The 25,366-nt window shown below is 68.1% G+C and carries 23 protein-coding genes and 1 pseudogene; 14 read left to right on the forward strand and 10 right to left on the reverse strand.

Annotated elements, in window-relative coordinates:
* The first annotated feature begins 73 nt into the window (after positions 1–73).
* Positions 74–2,299, forward strand: a complete 2,226-nt coding sequence (locus ACV22W_RS09355; protein WP_448018898.1) for an amylo-alpha-1,6-glucosidase — start codon at positions 74–76, stop codon at positions 2,297–2,299.
* Positions 2,300–2,402: 103 nt separating this feature from the next.
* Positions 2,403–2,654 (forward strand): hypothetical protein, encoded by a 252-nt coding sequence (locus ACV22W_RS09360; protein WP_059447090.1) that lies wholly within the window; start codon positions 2,403–2,405, stop codon positions 2,652–2,654.
* Between the two features lie 498 nt (positions 2,655–3,152).
* Here the strand turns inward: ACV22W_RS09360 and penR are convergent, their stop codons facing one another.
* Positions 3,153–4,043, reverse strand: coding sequence for a beta-lactamase transcriptional regulator PenR (penR, locus tag ACV22W_RS09365; protein WP_448018899.1), 891 nt, complete (start codon positions 4,041–4,043; stop codon positions 3,153–3,155).
* 116 nt (positions 4,044–4,159) lie between these two features.
* On the opposite strand from penR, the gene blaPEN-bcc reads away from it, so the two are divergent.
* Positions 4,160–5,053, forward strand: a complete 894-nt coding sequence (blaPEN-bcc, locus tag ACV22W_RS09370) for a PEN family class A beta-lactamase, Bcc-type (protein ID WP_448018900.1) — start codon at positions 4,160–4,162, stop codon at positions 5,051–5,053.
* Positions 5,054–5,554: 501 nt separating this feature from the next.
* Here the strand turns inward: blaPEN-bcc and ACV22W_RS09375 are convergent.
* The 4 genes and pseudogenes from ACV22W_RS09375 to ACV22W_RS09390 form a co-directional block, all read right to left on the reverse strand.
* The gene (locus ACV22W_RS09375) at positions 5,555–5,755 is read right to left on the reverse strand and encodes a hypothetical protein (RefSeq protein ID WP_448018901.1); all 201 of its coding nucleotides are present in this window, start codon (positions 5,753–5,755) and stop codon (positions 5,555–5,557) included.
* A 569-nt stretch (positions 5,756–6,324) separates the two neighbouring features.
* Positions 6,325–6,429, reverse strand: a pseudogene (locus tag ACV22W_RS09380) (antibiotic biosynthesis monooxygenase); the annotation flags it as partial.
* Between the two features lie 182 nt (positions 6,430–6,611).
* Positions 6,612–7,988, reverse strand: coding sequence for a sensor histidine kinase (locus tag ACV22W_RS09385; protein ID WP_448018902.1), 1,377 nt, complete (start codon positions 7,986–7,988; stop codon positions 6,612–6,614).
* Positions 7,985–8,647 (reverse strand): response regulator, encoded by a 663-nt coding sequence (locus tag ACV22W_RS09390; protein ID WP_448018903.1) that lies wholly within the window; start codon positions 8,645–8,647, stop codon positions 7,985–7,987. The genes ACV22W_RS09385 and ACV22W_RS09390 overlap by 4 nt, the downstream gene beginning before the upstream one ends.
* Positions 8,648–8,874: 227 nt before the next feature.
* Between ACV22W_RS09390 and ACV22W_RS09395 the strand changes: the two genes are divergently transcribed.
* From ACV22W_RS09395 to ACV22W_RS09415, 5 genes are all read left to right on the forward strand, one after another.
* Complete coding sequence (locus ACV22W_RS09395; RefSeq protein WP_448018904.1) at positions 8,875–9,228, forward strand: YgiW/YdeI family stress tolerance OB fold protein; 354 nt, start codon at positions 8,875–8,877, stop codon at positions 9,226–9,228.
* 63 nt (positions 9,229–9,291) lie between these two features.
* Positions 9,292–10,152: a MurR/RpiR family transcriptional regulator gene (locus ACV22W_RS09400; protein WP_448018905.1), complete on the forward strand. Its 861-nt coding sequence runs from the start codon at positions 9,292–9,294 to the stop codon at positions 10,150–10,152.
* A 197-nt stretch (positions 10,153–10,349) separates the two neighbouring features.
* Complete coding sequence (locus ACV22W_RS09405; RefSeq protein WP_448018906.1) at positions 10,350–11,210, forward strand: isocitrate lyase/PEP mutase family protein; 861 nt, start codon at positions 10,350–10,352, stop codon at positions 11,208–11,210.
* Positions 11,211–11,544: 334 nt separating this feature from the next.
* Positions 11,545–11,811: a YodC family protein gene (locus ACV22W_RS09410; RefSeq protein ID WP_448018907.1), complete on the forward strand. Its 267-nt coding sequence runs from the start codon at positions 11,545–11,547 to the stop codon at positions 11,809–11,811.
* Positions 11,812–11,957: 146 nt separating this feature from the next.
* On the forward strand, positions 11,958–13,124 hold the full coding sequence (locus ACV22W_RS09415; RefSeq protein WP_448018908.1) for a cytochrome P450: 1,167 nt from the start codon (positions 11,958–11,960) through the stop codon (positions 13,122–13,124).
* A gap of 18 nt (positions 13,125–13,142) precedes the next feature.
* Here ACV22W_RS09415 and ACV22W_RS09420 read toward each other — a convergent pair whose 3' ends face one another.
* Positions 13,143–13,469 carry a superinfection immunity protein gene (locus tag ACV22W_RS09420; protein ID WP_059526895.1) on the reverse strand — a complete coding sequence of 109 codons (327 nt, stop codon included), beginning with the start codon at positions 13,467–13,469 and terminating at the stop codon, positions 13,143–13,145.
* 90 nt (positions 13,470–13,559) lie between these two features.
* Entirely contained in the window at positions 13,560–13,979 is a 420-nt protein-coding gene (locus ACV22W_RS09425) for a rhodanese-like domain-containing protein (RefSeq protein WP_448018909.1), read from the reverse strand.
* Positions 13,980–14,090: 111 nt separating this feature from the next.
* Here ACV22W_RS09425 and ftrA point away from each other — a divergent pair, with 111 nt between their 5' ends.
* Both ftrA and ACV22W_RS09435 read left to right on the forward strand, forming a co-directional pair.
* Positions 14,091–15,065 carry a transcriptional regulator FtrA gene (gene ftrA, locus ACV22W_RS09430; RefSeq protein WP_448018910.1) on the forward strand — a complete coding sequence of 325 codons (975 nt, stop codon included), beginning with the start codon at positions 14,091–14,093 and terminating at the stop codon, positions 15,063–15,065.
* A 172-nt stretch (positions 15,066–15,237) separates the two neighbouring features.
* The gene (locus ACV22W_RS09435) at positions 15,238–15,963 is read left to right on the forward strand and encodes a hypothetical protein (RefSeq protein ID WP_448018911.1); all 726 of its coding nucleotides are present in this window, start codon (positions 15,238–15,240) and stop codon (positions 15,961–15,963) included.
* Positions 15,964–16,029: 66 nt separating this feature from the next.
* On the opposite strand, the gene ACV22W_RS09440 is transcribed toward ACV22W_RS09435, so the two are convergent.
* Together ACV22W_RS09440 and adiC are read right to left on the reverse strand one after the other, a co-directional pair.
* Positions 16,030–18,369 (reverse strand): Orn/Lys/Arg family decarboxylase, encoded by a 2,340-nt coding sequence (locus ACV22W_RS09440; RefSeq protein ID WP_448018912.1) that lies wholly within the window; start codon positions 18,367–18,369, stop codon positions 16,030–16,032.
* 3 nt (positions 18,370–18,372) lie between these two features.
* A complete protein-coding gene (gene adiC / locus ACV22W_RS09445) occupies positions 18,373–19,899 on the reverse strand; it encodes an arginine/agmatine antiporter (RefSeq protein WP_448018913.1) in 1,527 nt (508 codons plus the stop codon).
* A 615-nt stretch (positions 19,900–20,514) separates the two neighbouring features.
* Here adiC and ACV22W_RS09450 point away from each other — a divergent pair.
* The 4 genes from ACV22W_RS09450 (at position 20,515) to ACV22W_RS09465 (ending at position 24,374) form a co-directional block, all read left to right on the forward strand.
* Positions 20,515–21,969: a M20 family metallopeptidase gene (locus tag ACV22W_RS09450; protein ID WP_448018914.1), complete on the forward strand. Its 1,455-nt coding sequence runs from the start codon at positions 20,515–20,517 to the stop codon at positions 21,967–21,969.
* A 65-nt stretch (positions 21,970–22,034) separates the two neighbouring features.
* A complete protein-coding gene (locus ACV22W_RS09455) occupies positions 22,035–23,144 on the forward strand; it encodes a malate/lactate/ureidoglycolate dehydrogenase (protein ID WP_448018915.1) in 1,110 nt (369 codons plus the stop codon).
* Positions 23,141–23,536, forward strand: coding sequence for a TfoX/Sxy family protein (locus ACV22W_RS09460; RefSeq protein ID WP_448018916.1), 396 nt, complete (start codon positions 23,141–23,143; stop codon positions 23,534–23,536). Before ACV22W_RS09455 ends, ACV22W_RS09460 begins: the two co-directional genes overlap by 4 nt.
* A 259-nt stretch (positions 23,537–23,795) precedes the next feature.
* Positions 23,796–24,374 carry an NnrU family protein gene (locus tag ACV22W_RS09465; RefSeq protein ID WP_448018917.1) on the forward strand — a complete coding sequence of 193 codons (579 nt, stop codon included), beginning with the start codon at positions 23,796–23,798 and terminating at the stop codon, positions 24,372–24,374.
* Positions 24,375–24,569: 195 nt separating this feature from the next.
* Here ACV22W_RS09465 and ACV22W_RS09470 read toward each other — a convergent pair whose 3' ends face one another.
* Positions 24,570–25,307: a sulfite exporter TauE/SafE family protein gene (locus ACV22W_RS09470; protein ID WP_448018918.1), complete on the reverse strand. Its 738-nt coding sequence runs from the start codon at positions 25,305–25,307 to the stop codon at positions 24,570–24,572.
* Positions 25,308–25,366 lie beyond the last annotated feature (59 nt).

The following is a 25,366-nucleotide window of genomic DNA, read 5'->3' on the forward strand; positions in this document are numbered from 1 at the left end:
GCCCCCGTTCTGGCCTATCCTGTGCGAAACACGCGACGCGCACCGCGCGTTGCGCCTCGACACAGGAGCATCGATGCCGAATCACGCCGAAGCCACCACGACGCAGGCGCCGCAAGTCGCGCCGGTTCCCCCGACCCAGGCGACGGGCGCCGCGTTCATCGCGCCCGAAGCCGATCCACAGGCACTCGCACGCAACAACCAGTACGTATTGAAATCCGGCGACGCGTTCGTGGTCAGCGACGCGCTCGGCGATATCGGCGGCCATGACGACGGCCTGTTCGTCGACGACATGCGCGTGCTGTCGACATGGCGCCTGACCTTCGGCGGCCGCGCGCCGTCGCTGCTGTCGGGCGCGACGAGCGCGGACAACGCGTCGTTCACCGCGCACCTGACGAACCGCCCGCTGCCGCCGCTCGGCGGCCGCGAGACGCCCGAGGGCGTGATCCACATCGAACGGATGCGCGTGCTCGCGGGCGACGTGCTGCACGAAGCGCTGACGCTGACGAACTATGGCGCGAGCGAGGCCGAGGTGCCGCTGTCGCTGTCGTTCGCGGCGGATTTCAAGGACATGTTCGAAGTGCGCGGCACGCCGCGCCCGAAGCGCGGCACGGTGGTCGCGCCGCGCGTCGACGCCGGTGCGGTGCGCTTGCGCTACGACGGCCTCGACGAGGTCGAGCGCAACGTGACCGTGCATTTCTCGCCGGCGCCCGACGCGCTGTCGGTCGATCGCGCCGATTACAGGCTGACGATCGCCGCGCAGGCGTGCGTGTCGATCTACCTGACTGTCGACGCGACGCTCGGCCCCGCGCACGACGGCGAAGGCCCCGGATGCGGACGCGTCGCGCTGCGCACCGCGCTCGTCGGCGTGCATCGCGAGATGCGTTCGCGGCGCGAGTCGATGGCGCGCGTGAACACCGGCAATCCGCTGTTCGATGCATGGCTCGACCGGTCGCTCGCGGATCTCGGGCTGCTCACGACGCAGCTCGACACCGGGCCGTATCCGTATGCGGGCATTCCCTGGTTCTCGACGCCGTTCGGCCGCGACGCGGTGATCACGTCGCTGCAGATGCTGTGGCTGCAGCCGTCGCTCGCGCGCGGTGTGCTGCGCTTTCTCGCGGAGCACCAGGCGCGCGAGACGTCCGCGTTCCGCGACGCGGAGCCCGGCAAGATCATGCACGAGTTCCGTCGCAGTGAGATGGCCGCGACGGGCGAGGTGCCGTTCGCGCTGTATTACGGTGGCGTCGACACGACCCCGCTGTTCATCGTGCTCGCGGGTGCGTACGTGGAACACACCGGCGACGACGCGCTGATCGACGAGCTGTGGCCCGCGCTCGAGCGCGCCGCGCAGTGGGTGATCGACAAGTGCGACCGCAATCCGTACGGGCTGCTCGATTACCAGCGCACGTCGGAGCGTGGCCTCGCGAACCAGGGCTGGAAGGACAGCCACGATTCGGTGTTCCACGCGGACGGCCGCTTCCCCGACGGCCCGATCGCGCTGGTCGAAGTGCAGGCGTATGCGTGCGCGGCGCTCGATGCGATGTCGATGTGCTCGCAGCGGCGCGGCCACGCGGCCGATTCGACGCGCTATGCGCTGCGCGCGAAGGCGCTGCGTGACCAGGTCGACGCGCTGTTCTGGATGCCGGAGGGCGAGTTCTACGGGATCGCGCTCGACGGTCACGGCGACTTGTGCCGCGTGCTGGCGTCGAACGCGGGCCATCTGCTCGCATTCGGGCTGCCCGACACCGAGCGCGGCGCGGCGGTCGCCGGCGTGCTCGGCTCGACGCTGTTCCAGACGGGCTGGGGCATTCGCACGCTCGCGGCCGGCCAGCCGCGCTTCAACCCGATGGCCTATCACAACGGCTCGGTGTGGCCGCACGACAATGCGCTGATCGCGCGCGGCCTTGCGCGCTACGGCGACAAGACGGCCGCGGTGAACCTGCTGCGCGCGCTGTTCGAAGCCGCGGTCAGCTTCGAGATGCGGCTGCCGGAGCTGTTCTGCGGGTTCCCGCGCCGGCGCGGCGAGCCGCCGACGGCCTATCCGGTCGCGTGCCTGCCGCAGGCGTGGGCGGCCGGTGCGCCGTTCATGATGCTGCAGGCCTGTCTCGGCGTGAGCGTGGACGCGGCGCGCCACGAAGTGCGCGTCGAACGCCCGGCGCTGCCCGAAGGCGTCGACTGGCTGCGCATCGACGAACTGCGGGTCGGCGACGAAACCGTTTCGCTGACGTTCCGGCGCGTCGACGGCCAGGTGGTCGCGGCGGCGGCGCAGCCGGGGCGGGTGAAGGTGGTCGCGGTGCTGTAGTCGTGCAGCGGCCTGCACGGACGTTGAGCGATGTCGCGCCACGTCCGCGCGCAGCGGCATAGAATCGTGACATGACCCTTGAACGATGGCGGAGGCACCTACGATGACGACCGACAACCGGCCCGACGACGGCGAGCAGAAGCTCGAGAATCTGGAAGCGGCGGTCGACCACCTGCACAAGTCGATCGAGTCGCAGAGCATCGCGGCTGGCGCGGCGAAGGGCATCCTGTTCAGCCTGATCGAAACGCTCGGCGCGCTGATCGGCGATCCCGACCTGCCCGAACATGCGCGCTCCGGATACGAGGCGCTGCGTGACAAGGCGCGTGAATTGCGCGGCGGGCTCGACCGGCATTGACGAACCGGCAGCGCCGGCGTCGGCCGCACGGCCCGCGCCGGCGCTGCCCAATCCTGCGCGGCGCGTACAAAACCCCGTGCGCTCAACGAGTTAGCCCGCCGGTGCGCAGGATATCCACAAGCTTGCCAACACAATCTGTGGAGAACCGTCCGGCCCCAAAACCGGCTGCGTGGTGCAGGCCTTGATGCCGCAAACGATGCCGCGTCATTGACCTGTCTGGCCCGATCTACTGAATCCCCTTTTGTATCAGGATGTTACGCGTCACATTGGTGGAATATCCACAGGCTTGCCAACAAAATCTGTGGATAAGTCTGACGTGATTGCTTCCTGATGGTTGAGGATCGGGCGCGCGGCGGCCGTTGCGTTCAAGCCTTTGCGCACGGGCTGCCCGATGCGTGCATCGGCGCGATAATTCGTGCACGATCAACGGGTTAGGCCCAGGGGTACCCAGGATATCCACATCCTTGCCAACACAATCTGTGGACAAGCAGGGCGCCATCATTCGACCGGCGCCGCGTCGGCCGCTTCCGCAACGATCCAGTCGCGAAACAGCGTCATCGCCGGCGTGAGCGGCTTCGACTTCAGCGACGTGAGCCAGTAGCCGCCCGCGCGCACGTCGATGTCGAGCGGCCGGACAAGCTGGCCGAGCTGCAGTTCGCGCGCGAACATGCAGGCCGGCGCGAGCGCGATGCCCGCGCCCTGCATCGCGGCCTCGACCATCAGCCGCGACGAATCGAACACGGGCCCGTTCACCGCCCACGGTTCGAGCTGCGCGGCGTCGAACCAGCCGAGCCATTCGTCGGTGCGGTACGAGCGCAGCAGCGTTTCGTTCGCGAGATCGGCCGGCCGTGCGAGACGCCGCGCGATCTCCGGCGCGCACAGCGCGGTGAGCGGTGCGTCGAGCAGCCGCTCGTTGCGCGTCGCCGGCCAGTTGCCCTCCCCGAAGCGGATCGCGAAATCGAGGCCTTCGGCCGCGAGGTCGACGACGTTGTTGTTGGTCCGCAGCCGCAGCTCGACGAACGGGTGCGTGTCGCCGAAGCGCTTCAGCCGTGGCATTAGCCAGCCTAGGGCAAAGGTGCCGACCGCGCCGAGCGTCAGCACCTCGTGGAAGCGCCCGCCCTCGAACTGCTTGAGCACCGTCTCGATCCGGCTGAATGCGTCGCTGAGCACCGGCAGCAGCGCGCGCCCTTCGTCGGTGAGCCCGAGGCCGCGCGGCAGCCGGGTGAACAGCGCGCAGCCGAGCCGCTCCTCGAGCGAGCGCACCTGCTGGCTTACGGCAGCCTGGGTCACGCTCAGCTCGAGGCCGGCGCGCGTGAAGTTCAGGTGGCGCGCCGACGATTCGAACGCGCGCAATGCATTCAGCGGAAGATGAGGGCGGAGCTTGTTCATAAGAATTTCTTGTGGCAGCGCTCAATTATCGTTGCTTGTCAGGCAACCGTAAAGTCACGATAGTGCTGTCTCGCCGGCCGGCGGTTTCGCATCCATTCCACCACGAGAGACACGACATGACCTACTCATCGCAACGTCGAACCCTGTTGCTGGCCGCCGCGACGGCGCCGCTCGCCCTGACCGTCGCCGCGTGCGCGTCGCCGCCGGCCGCGGGGCGGGACGTTTCGTCCGCGACGTCGTTTGCCGCGCTCGAGCGCGTGGCGGGCGGCCGTCTCGGCGTGTGCGCGATCGACACCGCGAGCGGCCTGCACGCGCTGCATCGCGCGGACGAGCGCTTCCCGTTCTGCAGCACGTTCAAGGCGATGCTGAGCGCGGCGGTGCTCGCGCAGAGCGTCGAGCGCCCGGGGTTGCTGCAGCAGCGCGTGACGATCGAGCAGTCCGATCTCGTGAACTACTCGCCGGTGTCGGGCAAGCACGTCGGCACCGGGATGACCGTCGCCGAGTTGTGCGAAGCGGCGATCCAGTACAGCGACAACTCGGCCGCGAACCTGGCGATGAAGCTGATCGGCGGGCCGGAGGCGGTGACCGCGTATGCACGCTCGATCGGCGACGACACGTTCCGGCTCGATCGCTGGGAGACCGAACTGAACACCGCGTTGCCGGGCGACCCGCGCGACACGACGACGCCCGCCGCGATGGCCGCAAGCATGCGCGTGCTCACGCTCGGCGACGCGCTGCCGCCGGCGCAGCGTGCGCAGCTCGTCGCGTGGCTGCGCGGCAACAAGGTCGGCGACAAGCGGATTCGCGCGGGCGTGCCGGCCGGGTGGCAGGTGGCCGACAAGACCGGCACCGGCGACTACGGGACGACGAACGATGCAGGGGTGATCTGGCCGCCGTCGCGCGCGCCGATCGTGCTCGTCGTGTACTACACGCAGGCGCGTGCCGATGCGAAGGCGAAGGACGACGTGATCGCGGCCGCCGCGCGCATCGCGGTCGCGACGTTCGCCTGAGCGCGTGGCGCGGCGTGCGTTCATCGACGGATGGGCGAAGCGATGGAGGCACGCCGTGCCGCGGTCGTGACCGCCAGGTCGAAACGTTGTGCGATCAACGACTTAGGTCATGCATGCTCAGGATATCCACATCCTTGCCAACAAAAATTGTGGACAAGCCCGCGAGCGGCCGCGTTCACCGCGCGGCGGGTGCGGCGTCGGTGTACCGCCGGCCTGCCTGCACGATTCGAAGCGGCATGGACAAAACCTTTCGGATCAAGCGCTTGTGCGTGGTATGCGCAGGCTGTCCACACGCTTGCCAACACAATCTGTGGACAAGCGGTGTGGCGCGCGACATGTGGTCCGTCGCATCGCATGAAGATGCGCGAACGGCACACCGCCTGCCGCGTGCCGCATTCGAAGCGATGCGGACAAGGTCTTTCGGATCAAGCGCTTGATCGCGGTATGCGCAGGCTATCCACATGCTTGCCAACAGAATCTGTGGACAAGCCTGCTCGATGTTCAGCCATGCCGATCGTCGATCGACGGCCAGCGCGCGAACGCGAACACCCACAACATGATGAAGTTCAGGACCGGGATGAACATCGTCAGGATCCACCAGCCTGAATGCCCGGTACGCCGAACGATCCGGACATACGGATAGACGACGATCGCGACGAGCACGAGCGAGACGATCAACTGCCCTGCGGTGAAGTGTTCCATGGTCTTCCTCGGATGATGTGTCGTTGTCCGATGCGGGCCGAACGGCCCGCACGTGGCGCCGCGCGTGCAGTCGCGCGATGCGCGGCCGCGCGCGGCTCGTGTGATCCTGACGCGTCGTGTGCATGAACGTCAAGCAGCGTTCGGATGCCGCCGTTGCGCCGGCTCGTCCGATTGCGCGCGTGAGCGGGCCGCGCGCCGCCGCAACGGTGGCGCGGTGCATGAATCGTTGGCCGATCAACGGGTTAGGCGATGCGTGCGCAGGATATCCACAAGCTTGCCAACAAAATCTGTGGGTAAGTGGCGCGACGATCGCGTCGTGTATCGAACGCACATCGACGCGGCATCGTGTTGCGAAGTGCGGCGAACCGGCGCGTGTGACGGCGCAGCGCGCGCCGCGTCTGCATCACGCGTGCCAAAGTCCGTCGGATCAAGGGCTTAGCGTCGCGGTGCGCAGGATATCCACAAGCTTGCCAACATTTTCTGTGGAGAAGTCCGCGTGGCGATCGCGCGGCGTGGCAGCGCGTGCAAACCGTGCGTCGTGCCGGCTCGCGACGGCGGACGACGGATACAGTCGGACTGTCGCCGGGCGCGCGATGAAGCTGGGTCGAGAGGAATCCGGGCCGCCGTTTCATGAACTCGGTGTCGTCCTTCCACACGGCCAGGAAATCCGCTTTTGGCAGGAGAGGGGATCGGTACGCGATGTCGAGTCGAGACGTGAGCGTGTCCGGCGCGGTTCGGCGCATTCGCTGCGCACGGCCGCCAAATCCTTTCGGATCAATCGGTTGCCGTCGTTGGCGGCCGGTTGTCCACAAGCTTGCCAACACAATCTGTGGAAAAGCCGCCCGTCGGGCGAGCGTCAGGCCGGCACGGGAAAACGCACCGTCACGGTCAGCCCGCGTCCGCCTTGCGTCGTGCCGAGCGCGACCGTCGCGCGATGCTGTTCGGCGATTCGCTTGACGATCGACAGGCCGAGCCCGCTGCCCGACGACGTGGCCGCCTGCGCGCCTTCTCCGCGATAGAAGCGCTCCCATACGTCCGTGCGTTCGGCTTCCGGAATACCGGGGCCGTCGTCGGCGACTTCGAGCACGGGCGTCGCGCCGTCGAGGCGCGCGGACACGTCGACGCGCGCACCGTCGCCCGCGTAGCGGATCGCGTTGTCGACGAGGTTGTTCAGCAGCACGCGCAACGTGTCCATGTTGCCCGCGGCCATCACGGGCGACGACACGATCGCGCCGAGATCGATGTGGTGCGCATCCGCGACGCGCGTGCGGTCGGCGACCACCGAGCGGCACAGCGCGGCGAGATCGACGGGCGCGGAGGCCGCGGCGGACGCCTGTGCGTCGGGTTCGAGGCGCGCGAGCGTCAGCAACTGTTCGGCGAGGTGGCCGAGGCGTGTCGTGCCGGCCTGGATCTGCGCGAGGATCTGCTCGCGCTCGTCGGCCGTCGACGCGCGCCGCAGCAACTGCGACTGGATCGACAGCCCCATGATCGGCGTGCGCAACTCGTGCGCGGCATCGGCGATGAAGTGCCGCTGCAGCGTGAACGAGCGGTCGAGCCGCGCGAGCAGGTCGTTGATCGCTTCGGCGAGCGGGCGGACCTCGTTCGGCATCGACGCGATGTCGACCGGTTCGAGATTGTTCGCATTCCTGCGCTTCAGCCCGGATGCGATCGTGCGCAGCGGCCTAAGCCCCGCGCCGATACCGAACCACAGTCCGATCGCGAGCACCGGCAGCATCGAGAACACCGGCCACAGCAGGTGCACCGCGATGCCCGCGATCGCTTCCCAGCGCGCGTGGCGCGCCTGCGCGAGGCGGATCGTCGTGCCGCCGCGTTCGGTCACGTAGGTGCGCCACGGCTGGCCGCCGACGTCGACGCTGCCGATGCCCGTCTGCGCGGGCGGCGGCAGCGCGGACTTGCGATCGGTCGAGTAAACCAGTGTGCCGTTGCGCCAGACCTGCAGCAGCACGGCGTCGGGATCGCTGGCCTCGAAGTCGTGCTTGCCTTCGCCGTGATTGCGGAACGACAGTTCGCCGTTCGGGCCGACGACGATCTGCTTCGACATGCTGCGCATCTGGTCGTCGAGGAGATCGTCGAGCTCGCGCAGCGCGCCCCAGTAGGTGCCCGCGCTCGCGACCAGCCCGATCACGCACGCGGCCGGCAGCAGCCACATCAACAGGCGGCGCCGCAGCGACGCGCTGCGCCAGCGCGCGATCGCGTGTTGCAGATGCGTCATGCGCCGTCACCGATCCGGTAGCCGACGCCGCGCACCGTGCGGATCATGTCGTGGCCGAGTTTCTTGCGCAGGTTGTGGATGTGCACCTGCACCGCGTTGCTTTCGATTTCCTCGCCCCAGCTGTACAGCCGTTCCTCGAACTGTTCGCGCGAAATCACCGCGCCGGGGTCGCGCATCAGTTCGTGCAGCAGCACGAATTCCTTCGGCGACAGCGTGACTTCGTCGTCGTTGAGCCAGACCAGGTGCTTGATGGGATCGAGACGCAGCGGGCCGATCGTGAGCGTCGTCTGCGCGCGCCCCGCGTGGCGGCGGTTGACCGCGCGAATGCGCGCGAGCAGTTCCTCGAGCACGAACGGCTTGACGAGGTAGTCGTCGGCGCCGCTGTCGAGGCCGGCAATGCGGTCCGGCACGCCGTCGCGCGCGGTGATGATGATCGCGGGCAGGGTTTCGTCGCGGCGGCGCAGCGACGCGAGCACCGACAGGCCGTCGCGGTTCGGCAGCCCGAGGTCGAGCAGCAGCAGGCCGTAGCTGGTGGAGCGCAGCGCGAGCGTCGCGGCGTCGCCGTCCTTGACCCAGTCGACCGCGAAGCCTTCCTGTTTGAGGCCCTGTTCGAGCCCGCTGCCGATCAGCGGATCGTCCTCGACGAGCAGTACGCGCATGGATTCGTGTCCGTTGGCGGGCGTGGCGCCCGGGGTTCACATGATAAGCGCAGGTGTCTTAGGCCGAGCTTAAACACGGGCGCCTCCGTGCGTTCGCGCACCGAAAGGCCGCGACGGCATGCCGCGGCGCACGGCCTTCAGGTTTGCTTAATCTTACGCTCCGTAATCTCGGGGCCGTCGCGTTCAACTGGAGCGCGGCGCACTCGAAAAAATGGAGGAACGAGATCATGAAACACCTGACGAGAATCCTGGCGGTCGCGCTTGCCGTGCTGCCCGCCGCCGTCTACGCGGAATACACGGGGCCGTCCACGTTGACCACGACGACCGTGAAGGAACTGCTCGCGAACGGCAAGGACGACCAGCACGTGCAACTGCAGGGGCGCATCGTCAAGCACACCGGCGGCGAGGACTACGAGTTCGCCGATGCAACCGGCACGATCCGCGTCGAGATCGACAAAAAGCTGTGGGTGGCCGGCCAGCCCGTCAGCGACAAGAGCGAAGTGAAGCTGACCGGCGAGTTCGAACGCAAGTGGTCGGGCAAGGTGAAGGTCGACGCCGATCACGTCGAAGTGCTGCGCTGACCGGTGCACCGGTGCGCACGGGGCCGGTGATACCATGGACGACCGGTTCCCGTTCTCACCAAGATGGCTGCCAATTTCGATGAACTCGCGTCCCGGATCCGGGCGCAATTTTCCGAACTGAGCCCGCAATTCCAGGCGGGCGCTGCATTTCTGCTCGATCATCCCGACGAGGTTGCCACCTCGTCGATGCGCAAGGTCGCGCAGCGCGCGCAGGTTCAACCCGCGTCGCTCGTGCGGCTCGCGCAGCAATTCGGTTTCCCCGGCTGGAACGAGCTGCGCGACCTGTGCGTCGCGCGCGTGCGCGCGCGTCCCGAGCCGCTCACGCAGCGTGCGCGTTCGCTCGTGCGGCCCGACGCGAAGGCGTCGCTTGCGCACGATCTCCTTGCCGCACAGCAGCACAACCTCGCCGCCACCGCCGCACAGAACGGGCACGCGCTCGCCGACGCCGCGAAGCTGATCCGCAAGGCGTCGCACGTGCACGTCGCGGGGTTTCGGTCCTGCTATCCGGTTGCGTTCGGATTCGTATACGGCTACCGGCTGTTCCGGCCGACCGTGTCGTTGCTCAACGGCGTCGCCGGCTCGCTCGAGATGGAGCTGCGCACGATCGCGAAGCAGAGCGTGACGGTGATCATCAGTTTCGCGCCGTATTCCGCGGAAGCGACGCGCGTCGCGCAGGCGGCGAAGGCGCAGGGCAGCAAGATCGTCGCGATTACGGACAGCGCGGTGTCGCCGATCGCGCTGCATGCGGACGCGCAGCTGATCTTCACGCACGACAGCCCGTCGTTCTTTCCGTCGCTGGTCGCCGCGCATGCGATGGCCGAGGCGCTGGTCGCGCAGTTGCTGGCGATGGAAGGCAGCGATGCGATCGCGGCGCTCGAGCGCACGGAAGCGGAACTGCATGCGAAGGGCGCGTACGTCGTGTAGCCGCGCGCGGTTTCGATCGTTTTGCCATCGTCCGTTTGAAAATGCTCGGTTGCCGCCCTGCGGCGTGACTGGCGACACACCGCGTCCGCACCGCGCCGCGCACGAGGCCCGGCATCCACGTCGATATTTCACCGCGCGCTGAACCGTCGCGGTACCGCGCGCGCGTATGCTGACGTCTCCATTCCGAGGAGACCGCAATGTCCGATTCCAACGTGCAGTTTCGCCAGGCCGAAACCTTCCGCGTGCTGCACACGCGCCCCGGGGCCTTCATCATCCCGAACCCGTGGGATGCCGGTTCCGCCCGGCTGCTCGCGATGGCCGGCTTCGAATCGCTTGCCACCACGAGTGCAGGCTTCGCCTTTTCGAGAGGGCGGCCCGACAACGCGATCGACCGCGACGAAATGCTCGACCACATCGCCGAGATCGTCGCCGCGGGCGGCCTGCCGGTCAGTGCCGATCTCGAGAACGGCTTCGGCGACGCACCCGACACGGTCGCCGAGACGATTCGCCTCGCGGCCGACGCCGGCGCGGTGGGCGGCTCGATCGAGGATGCGACCGGCCGTGCCGACGCGCCGATCTACCCGCACGGCCTGGCGGTCGAGCGCATCGCGGCAGCGGTCGACGCGGCGCGCTCGCTGCGGTTTCCGTTCACGCTGACCGCGCGCTGCGAAAACTACCTGCATGGCCGGCCCGACCTTGCCGACACGATCGCGCGGCTGGTCGCGTACCGCGACGCCGGCGCCGACGTGCTCTACGCACCGGGCGTGACCGACCCCGACGAGATCGCGGCGATCACGCGCGCGGTCGGCGCGCCGGTCAACGTCGTGATGGGGCTGCAGGGCGGGTTGCTGAGCCTCGAGGCGCTCGCGGCGCTCGGCGTGAAGCGTGTCAGCGTCGGCGGCGCGCTGGCGCGGGCCGCATTCGGCGCGTTCCTGCGCGCCGCGACGGAAATGGCGCGCGATGGCACGTTCACGTTCACGCAGGCGGCGGTGCCGGGGCGCGACCTCAATCGCTGGTTTTCGGCGCCGGACAATTCACCCGTCCGGTTCGAACAATGAGCACCGATAAAACGTGGGAACGTTTCCAGCCGAAAACCGATTGACGGTAATCAATCGAAACCGCCGCCGATTTGAAGTTCGATGACGGCGGGAAATTCATCGTTTATTCTCCGCACTCCGGCTGTTTGACCATATTCGGCGCGCAAGCCGCGCCGAATATGGTGCCAGAAGCCCGCCGCATGAAGCGGTGCCGCGTATCGTTGCGATTTTCAGATCGGTGTTTTTGGGGTATTCGGGAGTTGCCGGTTATTTATTGGATTGGTAATCTGCCGCATAACCGAATGACCTGTCAGCGGGCCGCCGGAAAATGAATATATAAAAATTCGAGAGAGCGATGACAACCCGAGAAAATCACAGCAACGGCTTTCGCGTCGGCGATGTCGTGACGCTGAAAACCGGCGGGCCGCGCATGACCGTCACCTATGCCGGGCCGGTCGTGTTCGACGATGCCGACTGGCTCATCTGCCAGTGGTTCGACGATGGCGGCCACTTCCGGCAGGAAATGTTTCATCACGAAACGGTGGTGCCCGAGCCGCGTGCGATTTCCGCCGGGCGCGTCCGCCTGCGCATGCAGGCGCACCGTTATCGTTCGGCAGCCTGAGGTCACGTCCGTCACGACGCCGCTTGCCGGCCGCCGAATGCTGCGGCGCAGCCGCCCGCGGTGCACGCGTAGGCGTGACCGCGACATCCGCGACATTTCACGTCAACCCGAAACATGCGGCGGCCCGGCGCGCCGATACTGCACGCATGAACCCGACCAATCCGATTGCCGCGGTCACGCACCGCGATCCCTATCCGTACTACTCGACGCTCGTCGACGGGCCACCGCTCGCATTCGACGCCTCGCTCGGCCTGTGGGTCGCGAGCCGGGCGGCGAGCGTGACGGCGGTGCTCGGTCACCCGGCGTGCCGCGTGAGGCCGCTCGATGCGCCGGTGCCGCCCGCATTGCGCGGGACGACGGCGGGCGCGCTGTTCGGCGACCTGGTGCGCATGAACGACGGCGCATTGCGGCACGACCTGCCGAAGCAGGCGCTGCGCGCGGCGTTCGCGCCGATCGACGTCGACGTGCTGCGCGAGCGGGCCGCGCAACTTGCCGGCCGCCGGCTGCGCGCACCGCATGACGCCGACGCACTGAATGCGTGGTGCCTGACGGTGCCCGTTTGCGCGGTCGCCGATCTGCTCGGCTTCGACGATGCGCAACTCGACGATATCGCTGCGCTGGTCGTCGACTTCGTCGCCGCACTGTCGCCGCTGTCGGACGACGCGGCGCTGGCCCGTGCGAGCGAGGCCGCGCGGCAACTGCTCGACCGGATGACGGAGCGCGTCGCGCGAACGCGCGCGCAGGACGGCTCATGGGTCGCGGCGATTCAGCAGGCGGCCGGTGCCGCGGGCTGGCACGCAAGCGGCGCGCTCGTCGCGAATCTCGTCGGGTTGCTGTCGCAGACGTGCGAGGCGACGGCCGCGTGGCTCGGCAATGTGCTGGTCGCGTGGGGCGCAACCGGTGCCGAACGCACGCTGCCGGATGCCGCGGCGCTCGACGCATTCGTCGCCGAGGTCGGTCGCTTCGATGCGCCGGTGCAGAACACGCGCCGCTTCGTCGCGTCGCGCACGACGATCGAAGGCGTGACCGTCGATGCCGGTGCGGCCATCCTGGTCGTGCTCGCGGCGGCGAACCGCGATCCGGCCGTGCATCGCGAGCCGAACCGATTGTTGCCGGGCCGCGCGCCGGGGCCGAACTTCGGGTTCGGCACGGGGCCGCACGGCTGCCCGGGCGAGCGGATCGCGCGGGCGGTGACGGCGGGGGCGTTCGGGGCGTGGTTGCGCGCGGGCGGTGAGGCGCCGCGCGACAGGCTGGTGTGGGACTACCGGGCCTCGACCAACGTCAGGATGCCGAAGTTCGAAGCGGCGAGGTAAGGGGAACAGCGGGACGGCCTAGCGGCAACCTTGCTTCTCGGCCCATTGCTCCTGGGCGGCGACGCGGCGCTGCACGCGTTCGACGAGGCCGGCCGAGAAGGTCCGCATGCTGATGCCGCGGCGCTTCGCGAGGATGGTTTGCGCGACGTCGGTTTGCGGGTTCGGCTGGCATGCCCAGTAGAGCGTCATCAGCCAGCCGATGCCCGTCCACGCGAACAGTGCGTTGAACATTGCGATCGTCAGCTTGTCGTGCCGGGCGCGCCGGTCGGCGACGATGGCCGGGAGAAAATAGAGCGCGATCGCCGCGACCGAACCGGCCATCTGAATCGGGACTGCGTGTTCCATGTTGCTGCTCCATCCGAACTGCAATGTGGCCGATTGTCGCGCTTTTTCCGTTCGTGTGCCGGCAATTGATTGTTGCGTTTTTAATGACGATCAGCGCGTGGCGACGTCCTCCGGCTGCGCTTCGTTCCACAACGCGAAACCTTCGTCGAGCCAGCCCGTGACGCCCCCGATCATCAGCTTCACCGGGCGGCCGAGGCGCGCGAGCCGGATCGCCGCGCGCGCGGCGCCGTTGCAGTGCGGGCCGGCGCAGTAGACGACGAACAGCGTGTCGGCCGGGTGGTCGGCGAGCTTGCCGGCGACGATCTTGCGGTGCGGCAGGTTACGCGCGCCGGGCACGTGGCCGGCGGCAAACTGCTCCGGACCCCGGACGTCGAGCAGCACGAAATCGGGCGCGCCGGACGCGAGCGCATCGTGCACGTCCCAGCAATCGGTCTCGAAGCGCAGCGACGCTTCGAAGTGCGCGAGGGCGGTGGCGCTGTCGGCGGCGGGGACTTCGGTGACGTAAGACATGAAAGGCGCTCCTGAAGGGCGGCGCGGAATGCGCCGGGATGAAGGGCAGTATCGCGGTTCGGCGGCCATCGCGGCAGTGGCGCAATCGACAAGTTCCGGTAACATCGCGCCATGCACAATCATCTCGTCGTCGCGCTCGCCTACGATCGCCTCTGCACCTTCGAATTCGGCTGCGTGGTCGAGCTGTTCGCGCTCGAACGTCCGGAACTCGGCGTCGACTGGTATCGCTTCGCGGTCTGCGCGGGCGAGCCGGGCCCCGTGCGCGCGGCGGGCGGCATCACGGTCGCTGCGCCGTACCGGCTCGCGATGCTCGATCGCGCGAACACCATCGTGATTCCCGGCTGGCGCGATCCGGACGAGCCGCCGCCGGAACCGCTGCTGAAAAAGCTGCGCGCCGCGCATCGCCGTGGCGCGCGGCTCTGTTCGATCTGCTCGGGTGTGTTCGTGCTCGCGGCGGCCGGCGTGCTCGACGGGCTCACCGTCACGACGCACTGGCGCTACGCCGAGCGCCTGCAGGCGCGCTATCCGGCGCTGCGCGTGAATCCCGACGCGTTGTACGTCGACGCAGGGCAGATCGTCACGTCGGCCGGCTCGGCGGCGGGGCTCGACATGCTGCTGCATCTCGTGCGCCGCGACCACGGCGGCGCGATCGCGAACCGCGTCGCGCAGCGCCTCGTGCTGCCGCCGCATCGCGACGGCGGTCAGGCGCAGTTCGTGCCGCGACCGGTCGCGCCGGGCGGCAGCGACCGGCTTGCGAAGTTGATCGACTGGATGCGCGCGCATGCGGCCGAGCCGCACACGCTCGCGTCGCTGGCCGCGCAGGCGGCGATGAGCACGCGCACGCTGCAGCGGCAGTTCGCGGACGCGACGGGGATGTCGCCGCTCGCGTGGCTGATCCGCGAGCGCGTGAACGTCGCGAAGGACATGCTCGAAGCGCATCCCGGGTTGTCGCTCGCGCAGATTGCCGCGCGCGCGGGGTTCGGTTCCGAGGAGTCGTTGCGCCGGCATTTCCGGCGCGTCGCGGCGACGAGCCCTGCCGCGTACCGGCGCGGGATGGATCGCGGCGTGAGGCCCGCGGACGCGTGAGCGTCGCGTCTTCCTTCGCGACGGCGGTGCCCGGCCGTCGTTCGCTTCCTGCCGACTTCGAGCGCGCGTAAGATGGCGGTCGCCGTGCGGCGATCCGGTTCACGCGCGCCGCGCTTCCTGCGCCGCTGCAACCCGCCGCCATTCATCCATCACAACGACAAGGACAATCGCCATGGGCCTGCTGGGAAAGCTGTTCGGAAAGAAACCGCGTGATGAAGCGGCGGCGCCAGCGCCGTCCGCGAACGACGCACCGGACGCATCCGAAGGCGCGAACGATCGGAACGGCCCCGACATCGCGCCCGAGCTCGCGTCCGCGTTGAAGGCATTCCAGGCCGGCCGGCACGAAGCCGCGATCGCGGCCGCCGCGCCGCATGCGGAGCGGCTGGCCGATGCGGCGCGCCTGTGCGCGCTGTCGTATTCGGCGATGAAGCGTTACCGGGAAGCGTTTCCGTACTGGCTCGCGCTGTTCGACCGCGAGCCGAGCGCGCACAACGCGGTTCAGCTCGCGACGACGTCGGTGATGTGCGACGAAGTGGAGCGCGGCGAAGCGTGGATGCAGAAAGCCGCCGAGGTCAATCACGACACGCACGAGCAGTCCGACGTCGCCGCGCGGGTGAACTTCATTTCCGCGCTGATGCAAAGCGGCCGCCTGCGCGAGGCGCTGCCGCATCTCACGTGGGTGCGCGACGTGTACGGCCATGTGCGCATCACCGACTCGACCTTCCTCTACATGCGCGGCATTCCGTTCTTTGAGTCGTTCCTCGAGAACAGTTTCGAGATCCTGAAGGCCACGCAGCCGGCCGACGCGATCGCGCCGTGGTACGGAGAACTGAAGGGCAAGCTCGACGAAGAAGGCGAAGCGCAGCTTGCCGCGTGGGTTGGCCGGTTGCCGGCATGACCGGCGAGTCGTCAGGCATCGCGACGCCGGCCGCATTCTGCCGGCGCGGCGTCGCGGCGCGCATGCTCAGCGCGTGGTGGTATCGCGCGCGGTTTCCTTGATGCACGCGATCCGGTACACGCCGTCCTCGACTTCGACGCCATGCGTGTCGTGCGTGAAGCCGGGGAAGCGCAGATCGTACTGCTCGAGCGCCTTCAGGTAGCCGAGCAGCGGGCCATCGGCCGGCCCCGCGTTCTCGCCGGGCATCAGCAGCGGAATGCCCGGCGGATAGGGCACGACGCCCGTCGCGACGGTGCGGCCTTCCATCTCCGACAGCTCCAGCATCTCGATGTCGTTGTGCACGAGATGTTCGAACGCTTCGGCGGGGCTGAAGTCGGGCTGCGGCAGCGTCGAGAAGCCGCGCGACATCATCTCGGTCGTCTTCAGGTCGCTCATCGCGCTGAACATCAGGTCGCACAGTTCGCGCAGGCCGAGCTTGCCGTAGCGGTCCGGATAGCGCGCGACGAGTTCCGGCAGCGCCTGTTCGAGCGGCGCGTTCGCGTCGTAGTCGCGCTTGAAGTCGAGCAGCGTGTTGACGAGCGTGCCCCACTTGCCCTTCGTCACGCCGAGCGAGAACAGGAACAGGATCGTGAAGTCGGTCGTCTTCTCGACGACGATCCCGTGCCGGTCCAGATACGCGGTGACGACCGACGCCGGAATGCCGACCGGCATCAGCCCGCCGTGTGGCGCGACGCCAGGCGTGACGATCGACACCTTGATCGGATCGAGCATGCAGTAGTCGTCCTCGATCTCGCCGAAGCCGTGCCACGTCTCGCCCGGATGCAGTACCCAGCACGACGGATCGGTGGCGAGCAGCGTTTCGTCCGCTTCATGGAACGGCACGCGCCGGCCCGTCTTGCGGTCGACCACGGTGTCCGGCTGCCAGCCGTTGAAGAACCAGTCGTCGTTTTCCTCGCATTCCGCATGCAGCCGCGCGAGCATCCGGCGGAACGACACGGCCTCGCGGATCGCGTCGGTCGTCAGCGCCTCGCCGCCGGGGCCGTCCATCATCGCGGCGCTCACGTCGTTCGACGCGATGATCGCGTAGTTCGGCGACGTCGACGCATGCATCATGTATGCCTCGTTGAAGCGCGCATGCTCGATCGGATTGCGGCCGTCGCGCACGTGGATGAACGACGCCTGCGACAGCGCGGCGAGCAGCTTGTGCGTCGACTGCGTCGCAAACACGGTCGGCTTGCTCGCGTCATGCTGCGACGGATCACCGTGCATCGCGTAGCGATCGCGGTAGATCGGGTTGAAGCGCGCATAGCCGTACCACGCTTCGTCGAAATGCAGTCGGTCGACGCTCTGGCCGAGCAGGTCCTCGACGCGCGCGACGTTGTAGCAGAGGCCGTCGTACGTCGAGTTCGTGATCAGCGCATGCACGGGCGTCGGATCGATGCCGTCGCGCCCGCGCACCAGCGGGTTCGCATCGATCGCGAGGCGCACGGCGGCTGCCGTGAGCCGTTCCGGCATGATCGGCCCGATGATCCCGTAATGGTTGCGCGACGGGATCAGGTAGGTCGGAATCGCACCGGACATCGTCATCGCGTGCTCGGCCGACTTGTGGCAGTTGCGGTCGCACAGCGCGACCTGGTTGCGCGTGACGCTCGCCATCAGGATCACGCGGTTCGACATCGACGAGCCGTTGGTCACGTGATACGTGCGGTGCGCGCCGAACACGCGCGCCGCGTAGCGTTCGCTTTCGCCGATCGGACCGGAGTGGTCGAGCAGCGAGCCGAGTTCGCCAACCGAGATCGACAGGTCGGAGCGGAACAGCGCCTCGCCGAAGAATTCGAAGTACGCGCGGCCGACCGGCGATTTCAGGAACGCGGTGCCGCCCGTGTGGCCCGGCGTGTGCCACGAGTATTCGTACACGCGCGAGAACTGCGCGAGCGCGCGGAACATCGGCGGCAGCACGGTTTCGCGGTAGCGTTCGATCGCGGCGACGATCCGCCCGCCGATGAACGCGGTGGTGTCTTCCAGCATCCAGATGAAGTCGTCGGCCTTGCGCATCGCGTCGACGGGAATCGCGGCCGCGCTCGCGCGGCTCGCGAGCAGGAACACGGGCACCGTCGCGTTGCGCGCGCGCATCGCGTCGAGCACGGCCTGCGCGGGCGCATGGGCAGGGTCGTTGCCGAGCTCCCAGTTGAGCAGCAGGCACTGGATCGCCGGATCGGCGTCGACCACCGCGCGCGCGTCTTCGGCGGAGGTCGCGATGACGACGTCGACGAGCCGCGTGCGCAATTCTTCGACGAGCGCGGTGGCCGCGCGTCCGGTGGCCGTGCGTTCGTCGATGTCGTGCTGCACGAGCAGCGCCTTCATGCCGAGGCGGCGGAACGCCGGTTGGGTCAAGGAAGCGGTCATGGGTTATTCCCCCGTTTGCTGGGTTGCCTGGACGCCCGCGGCCGGCGAGCGTGCGTGAAGGATGTCGGCCGTGTGCCGGCCCACGGAGATCCAGAAGGTCGCGACGAGCGCGACGATGGTGACGCCGAGCGCGAGGTAGCGCACCCAGCGCGGCGAGCGGCCGCCCGGATGGACATGGGTTTCCTCGATTTCGCGCTGACGGTTGATCGACAGCTCGTAGAACACGATCGTCGCGATCACGAAGATCAGCGACCAGCGCGTCTGCTGGCCGTCGGAGCCGACCATCGCCCACAGCGCGTAGACGGCGCCGATCAGGCCGACGATCGTGTAGAAGGTGAACTGGTGCGACGGCATCTTGCCGTAGCCGAGCACCTTGATCGCGATGCACGAGTAGATGTACGGCAGGAGCGTCATGATCACGGCGATCGACGCGATCTTGCCGAACTGCTCGCTCGCGCTCGGCGACATCGTCGCGAGCACCTGCACCGACATGATGACCGCGACGATCGCGAGGCCGGCCGACGGCACGTTCTTCGAGTTGACGCGGGCGAACACGCCGGCGAACAGGCCGTCGTCGGCCGCGGCCTTCGCGGTCTGGCCGACCAGCAGCGTCCAGCCGGCGAGCGAGCCGAGGCAGCCGAGCGCCGCGCAGATCGCGACCGCGTTCGCGGCGGTGTCGCCGAGCGCGAGGCGCGCGGCATCCGCGAACGGCGCGCTCGATGCGAGCAGCGCCTTGTTCGGGATCATCCCCATGATCACGGTCGAGCTGAGCACGTAGCAGACGGCCGCGAGCACGACGCCGCCGACGGTCGCGATCGGTACGTTGCGCGACGGGTTTTCGACGACACCGGCCGACACCGACGCGCTCTCGACGCCGATGAACGCCCACAGCGTGAAGTTCAGCGTCGCGCCGATCGCGCCGAAGCTGCTCGCGCCCGACACGTTCCAGCCGGCGAAGTACACGTCCTTGCTGAACCAGAACCAGCCGAACACGGCCATCCCGAGGATCGGCACGAGCGCGAAGATCGTCGTGACCGACTGCACGCGGCCGACCACGTTCGGCCCGAGGATGTTCGCGTAGGTGAACAGCCAGATCACGAAGATCTGCGCGAGCGCGAATACCAGCGGGTCGCGCAGCATCGGGAAGAAGTGCGTGAGATAGCCGAGGCCCGCGACCGCGAGGCCGACGTTGCCGAGCACGTTCGCGAGCCAGTAGATCAGGTTGGTCTGGTAGCCGATGTACGGGCCGAACGACTTGCGCGCATACGCATACGGGCCGCCGGCGGCCGGGTCGATCGCCGCGAGCTTCGCGAACACCAGCGCGAGCGACACGGCGCCGACGACGGTGATCAGCCAGCCGAAGATCGCGATGCCGCCGGTGGCGGCGAGGTTCGCGGGCAGCATGAAGACGCCGGAGCCCATCATGTTGCCCGCGACCATCAGCGTGGCGGGGATGACGCCGATTTTCGGCGCGGCGGTCGCGGCTGGCGCGGCGGTGGAACGGGAGGAAGACGAGCTGGCATCGGACATGCGAGGCTCCTTGAATGATCGTGATGCAGTTGAGGTGGCGCGGCCCGGCGCCGGTCGACGAATCCGGAATGGTCCGTCGCTTTATTGAACGACAGCATCTTATCTCCTAATTGAGTTTCAATAAGAGTAAACGATGCAATTTAATATCTTGAATATTGATGATCATCATTGAATAAGATGAAATATCATGGTGCGAACGGATGGGGGTGTATGAGGCCGGGCGGCGATCCTGAGCCGGTCCGGGTCATGTGCGCGGGTGATGGTGAGGTATCTCGAAAATTGATCGGATAATCGTTTTTTTGCCGAACTGGTTAATTCAATTTGTGGGCTGAATTTCTCGGGAAACCCTGATTGAATTAGTCGGTTATTATCGAGCGCTCGAAATGCGCTCGCCGGCGCCAGTGATTGTTTCTACCGAACGGTGATGCCGATGACGATGCATCGGTGCGATCGCCGACGGCCGCGGCATTACGGTCGAAGTCGCGTTCGGCGCGCGTGAAACGCTGCGGGAAAATGAACCCGAACGCGCCCCGAATACGGCCACGGAAAGCGCCCCTGGGGCGGGGCATCGGCGTATCATCCGGTGTTTCGTCAGCCCTATCCAGGCACCCCACCATGACCTCCGTCGACACTACCCCCGTCCTCGACCATGACAAGCTCGTTACCTTCGTCGAGCGCAAGTGGAACGATGAAATTCTCCACGCACTGACCGACTACATCGCGATCCCCGCGAAGAGTCCCGCGTTCGACCCCGACTGGGCGAAGCGCGGCTATCTCGAGCGGGTCGTCACCGATGCCGCGCAGTGGGCCGAACGCCAGCCGGTGAAAGGCCTGAAGCTCGAGATCGTGCGCTTGCCCGGCCGCACGCCGGTGATCTTCTTCGAAACGCCCGCGACGCGCTCGGGCAGCACCGACACGGTCCTGCTGTACGGCCACCTCGACAAGCAGCCCGAATTCGACGGCTGGCGCGCGGACCTCGGCCCGTGGACGCCGAAGTTCGAGAACGGCAAGCTGTATGGCCGCGGCGGCGCGGACGACGGCTACGCGATCTACGCGAGCCTCGCGGCGCTCGGCGCGCTCGACGAGCAGGGCGTCGAACGGCCGCGCTGCGTCGGCCTGATCGAGACCTGCGAGGAGTCGGGCAGCTACGACCTGCTGCCGTACGTCGACGCGCTTCGCGATCGGCTCGGTCAGGTGTCGCTCGTCGTGTGCCTCGATTCGGGCGCCGGCAACTACGACCAGATGTGGCTTACGACGTCGCTGCGCGGGCTGGTGTCCGGCGACCTGCAGGTCGAGGTGCTCGAGGAGGGCGTTCACTCGGGCGTCTTCGGCGGCATCGCGCCGTCGAGCTTCCGCGTGATGCGCCAGCTGTTCGAGCGCCTAGAGGATGCGAAGAACGGCAACCTGCTGCCCGGCGTGTTTCATTGCGAGATTCCCGACAGCCGCGTGCGCGAAGCCGACGCGGCCGCCGCGATCCTCGGCGACGCCGTGTGGAAGGGGCTGCCGTGGGCATGCGGCGCGGACGGCAAGCCGGTGCTGCCGACCACGACCGATCCGCGCGAGGCGCTGCTGAATTCGACGTGGCGTCCGTCGCTGTCGGTGACGGGCGCGGCCGGCATGCCGGCGCTCGCCGACGCGGGCAACGTGCTGCGCCCGCGCACCGCGTTCAAGCTGTCGCTGCGCCTGCCGCCGCTGGTCGACGCCGCACAGGCCGTGCAGCAGCTGAAGGACCTGCTCGAACTCGATCCGCCGTACAACGCGAAGGTCACGTTCAAGCCGGACGCGGGTGCCGCGACCGGCTGGAGCGCGCCGGATCTCGCGCCGTGGCTCGCGTCGTCGCTCGACGCCGCGTCGCGCCGCCACTTCGGCGCGGACTGCGCGTACATGGGCCTCGGCGGCACGATCCCGCTGATGAACGTGCTGCAGGCCGGCTTCCCGTCCGCGCAGTTCATGGTGTGCGGCGTGCTCGGGCCGAAGTCGAATGCGCACGGCCCGAACGAGTTCCTGCACGTGCCGTACGCGAAGAAGCTGACCGCGGCGGTGGCGGACGTGATCGCGTCCGCGCGCTGAGCGTTCGCGCTGCCCGACCCGAACGGATTCAACGGGATTCACCCCGACCTCACGGAGCCTTGCCGATGACCGCGCTGCCGATCTCCGATACCGACCCGCTGCGCATGCGCGCCGAACCGCTGCATGCATTCGTCGCGGCACTCTGGGCGCGGGCCGGCAGCAGCGAGCGCGAGGCGCGGCTCGTTGCCGATCATCTGGTCGCCGCGAATCTGGCGGGTCACGATTCGCACGGGATCGGGATGATCCCGAACTACGTGGCGTCGTGGCGGGAGGGGCAACTGCAGTTGAACGGGCATGCGTCGATCGTCCGCGACGGCGGCGCGGTGCTCACGATCGACGGCGGGCGCGGCTTCGGCCAGGTGATCGGGTTCGAGGCGATGGTCGAAGGGATCGAGCGCGCGCGACGCATGGGCATTTGCGCGCTCGGGCTGCGCGACGTCCATCACCTCGGCCGCATCGGCCACTGGGCCGAGCAGTGTGCGCGCTCGGGGCTCGTGTCGTTCCATTTCGTCAACGTGCCGGGCGACCTGCTCGTCGCGCCGCTGCACGGCGCCGATCCGCGTTTCGGCACGAATCCGTTCTGCGCCGCGTATCCGCGCGCGGGCCGGCCGCCGCTGCTGCTCGATTTCGCGACGAGCGCGATCGCGTACGGCAAGACGCGGGTGGCATACAACCAGGGCAAGCGCGTGCCGGCCGGGTCGCTGATCGATCATCGCGGCCAGCCGACCGACGATCCGGCCGTCATGCACGAGCAGCCATTCGGCTCGCTGCTGCCGTTCGGACTGCACAAGGGTTATGCACTCGCGGCGATGTGCGAGATCTTTGGCGGCGCGCTGGTCGGCGGACATACGACCTACGGCGGCACGCTGCAGAAGACGAGCGCGATCATCAACGGGATGCTGTCGGTGCTGATCGATCCGAACGCGTTCGACGCTGCCGATGCGGAGCGTGAAGCCGATGCGTTCGTCGAATGGGCGAAGGCGTCGCCGCAGGCGGGCGATGCGCCGGTGCGGATGCCCGGCGAGCCGGAGGAGGCGAGCCGGGCCACGCGCGGCGCGGACGGCATTCCGGTCGATCGAGCGACGTGGCGGCAGATCCGCCAGAGCGCGGCGGCCGTCGGCTTCGACGACGCGGAACTCGACGTGTGGACGCACCGCTGCATGGAGAGCGCATGAGCTGGCAATCGGAGAAGGCGCACGGCGAGGAGCTCGCGTATCGGCTCACGCCGCTCGGCAACGTACAGGTCGTGCGGTTCTTCAGCGGCGCCGCGATGCGGCTCGACGGCGTGATGTTCGGCTTCATGTCGCGCGGGTCGCTGTTTTTGCGTGTCGACGACGTGAACCGTCCCGCGTTCGTCGCGGCGGGGATGGGGCCGTTCTCGTACGAGCGTCCCACGCGCACCGTTGCGCTCGAGGGCTATTACGAAACGCCGGCCGACGTGCTCGAGGACGCGGGCGCGCTGTTCGACTGGTGTCGCGGCGCGTATCGCGCGGCGCTGCTGGCGGGGGCGCCGACGCGCAAGGCGCGGCCGAAGTCGAAGCCGGAAGCGACGCGCAGGCGCACGTAGCGCCGGGCACCGGGCGTACGACGGCGCATTTCCTTTTCCTTGCTTTCTTTCTTTCGATCCACCGCGGGTGCGTGCAAGCGCCGGGTTTGACGCACCGCATGTTCCGGCTGCTTCACAACGGCGGCCCCGGCGTTTATGATCGGCGCGATTGCATCCGTGCCCGGCGCAACCCGAACCGGTCCCGCTGCCGGCCTCGCGAACGGCTCATCGAAAGCCGCGCGAATGATCCCCCACTCATCGTTCCAGACGGAGATAGCCGATGCTCGTCCTGATTCTCGGTTTAGCGATCTTTCTCGGTGTGCACTCGATTCGGATCGTCGCGGACGGCTGGCGATCCACGACCATCGAGCGGATCGGCGAGAAACGCTGGAAGGGCCCTTATGCGATCGCGTCGATCGTCGGCTTCGTGCTGATCGTCTGGGGTTACGGCGTCGCGCGCCAGGGCGGGACGCTGCTGTGGGTGTCGCCCGTCGGCGTTCGCCATCTCACCGGCATGCTGACCGCGATCGCATTCGTGCTGATCGCCGCGTCCTACGTGCCGCGCAACCGCATCAAGACGCTCGTCGGTCATCCGATGGTGGCCGGCGTGATGGTGTGGGCGGTCGCGCACCTGCTCGCGAACGGCACGCTGCACGCGGTGGTGCTGTTCGGCGCATTCTTCGTGTGGTCGCTGGTCGATTTCGTCGTGTGGCGCGCGCGCGATCGCCGCGACGGCGTCCGCTATCCGGCCGGCGGGCTGTCGGGCGATGCCGTGACGATCGTCGCCGGGCTCGCCGTATGGGCCGTCTTTGCGCTGTTCCTGCACGGCCCGCTGATCGGCGTGCGGCCGTTCGGTTGAAGTTGAACGCGTACGCCTGCAGGCACTGACGCGCGGGGCGCGCAAGCCGCCCCGCCGCGCCCGCCCACCCGTACCGCCCGAGATATCGACGCGGCCGCATTGCCCGCCATCATCCGGCGCACAGTGCGTTTGCCCATCGAGGGGAGTTCGTCGCGACCGACGGCATGCGTGCCATCGGCGCGATCGGTGCGTGCGTCAGATCGGCTTGACGAACAGCCCGACGGTCAGCGCGGCGCCGATGCAGACGATCGCGATCCGCAGCACGCGCTCGTTCACGCGGTGCAAGGCCCACGCACCGAGCAGGCCGCCGACGATCGCGCCGCCGCCGAGCGCGATGGCCTCGCGCCAGTGCAGGTGCGGCGAGGTCAGGAACAGCACGACCGCCGATGCGTTCATCACGCCCGCGAGCGCATTCTTCGTCGACATCGCATGACGCGGCGACAGGCCGGCCATCGTCAGCGCGGCCATCATCAGGAATCCGATGCCGCCGCCGAAGTAGCCGCCGTAGATCGCGATCAGGAATTGCGAGATCGCGGCGGTGACAGGGCCGAGATGCTGCGTGCCGGCGCCGGGCTTGCGGAAGAAACTGCCCCACGCGAATACGACCGTCGCGAACAGCACGAGCCACGGCACGAGGTGCGAGAAGATCGACGACGGGGTTTTCAGCAGCAGCAGGCCGCCGAGCGCACCGCCGACCACGCTGATCGCGAACAGCGCGCGAAAGGGCAGCTTGCCCGCGCCGCGCACCATGTTTCGGCTCGCCCAGCCCGTCGTGACCTGGCCAGGGAACAGCGCGACCGTCGACGTGATGTTCGCCGCGAGCGGCGACATCCCGGACACGATCAGCGCGGGCAGCGTGACAAACGAGCCGCCGCCCGCGAGGGCGTTCTGCAGGCCGGCCCACAGGCCGGCGATGATGATGAGAGCGAGCATCGGTGCGGGTGCGCAGAGGTGGCGGGGCGCGCGGGTGCGCGGTGGACGCACGATGGTAA

It is taken from the genome of Burkholderia sp. AW49-1 (assembly GCF_053427845.1).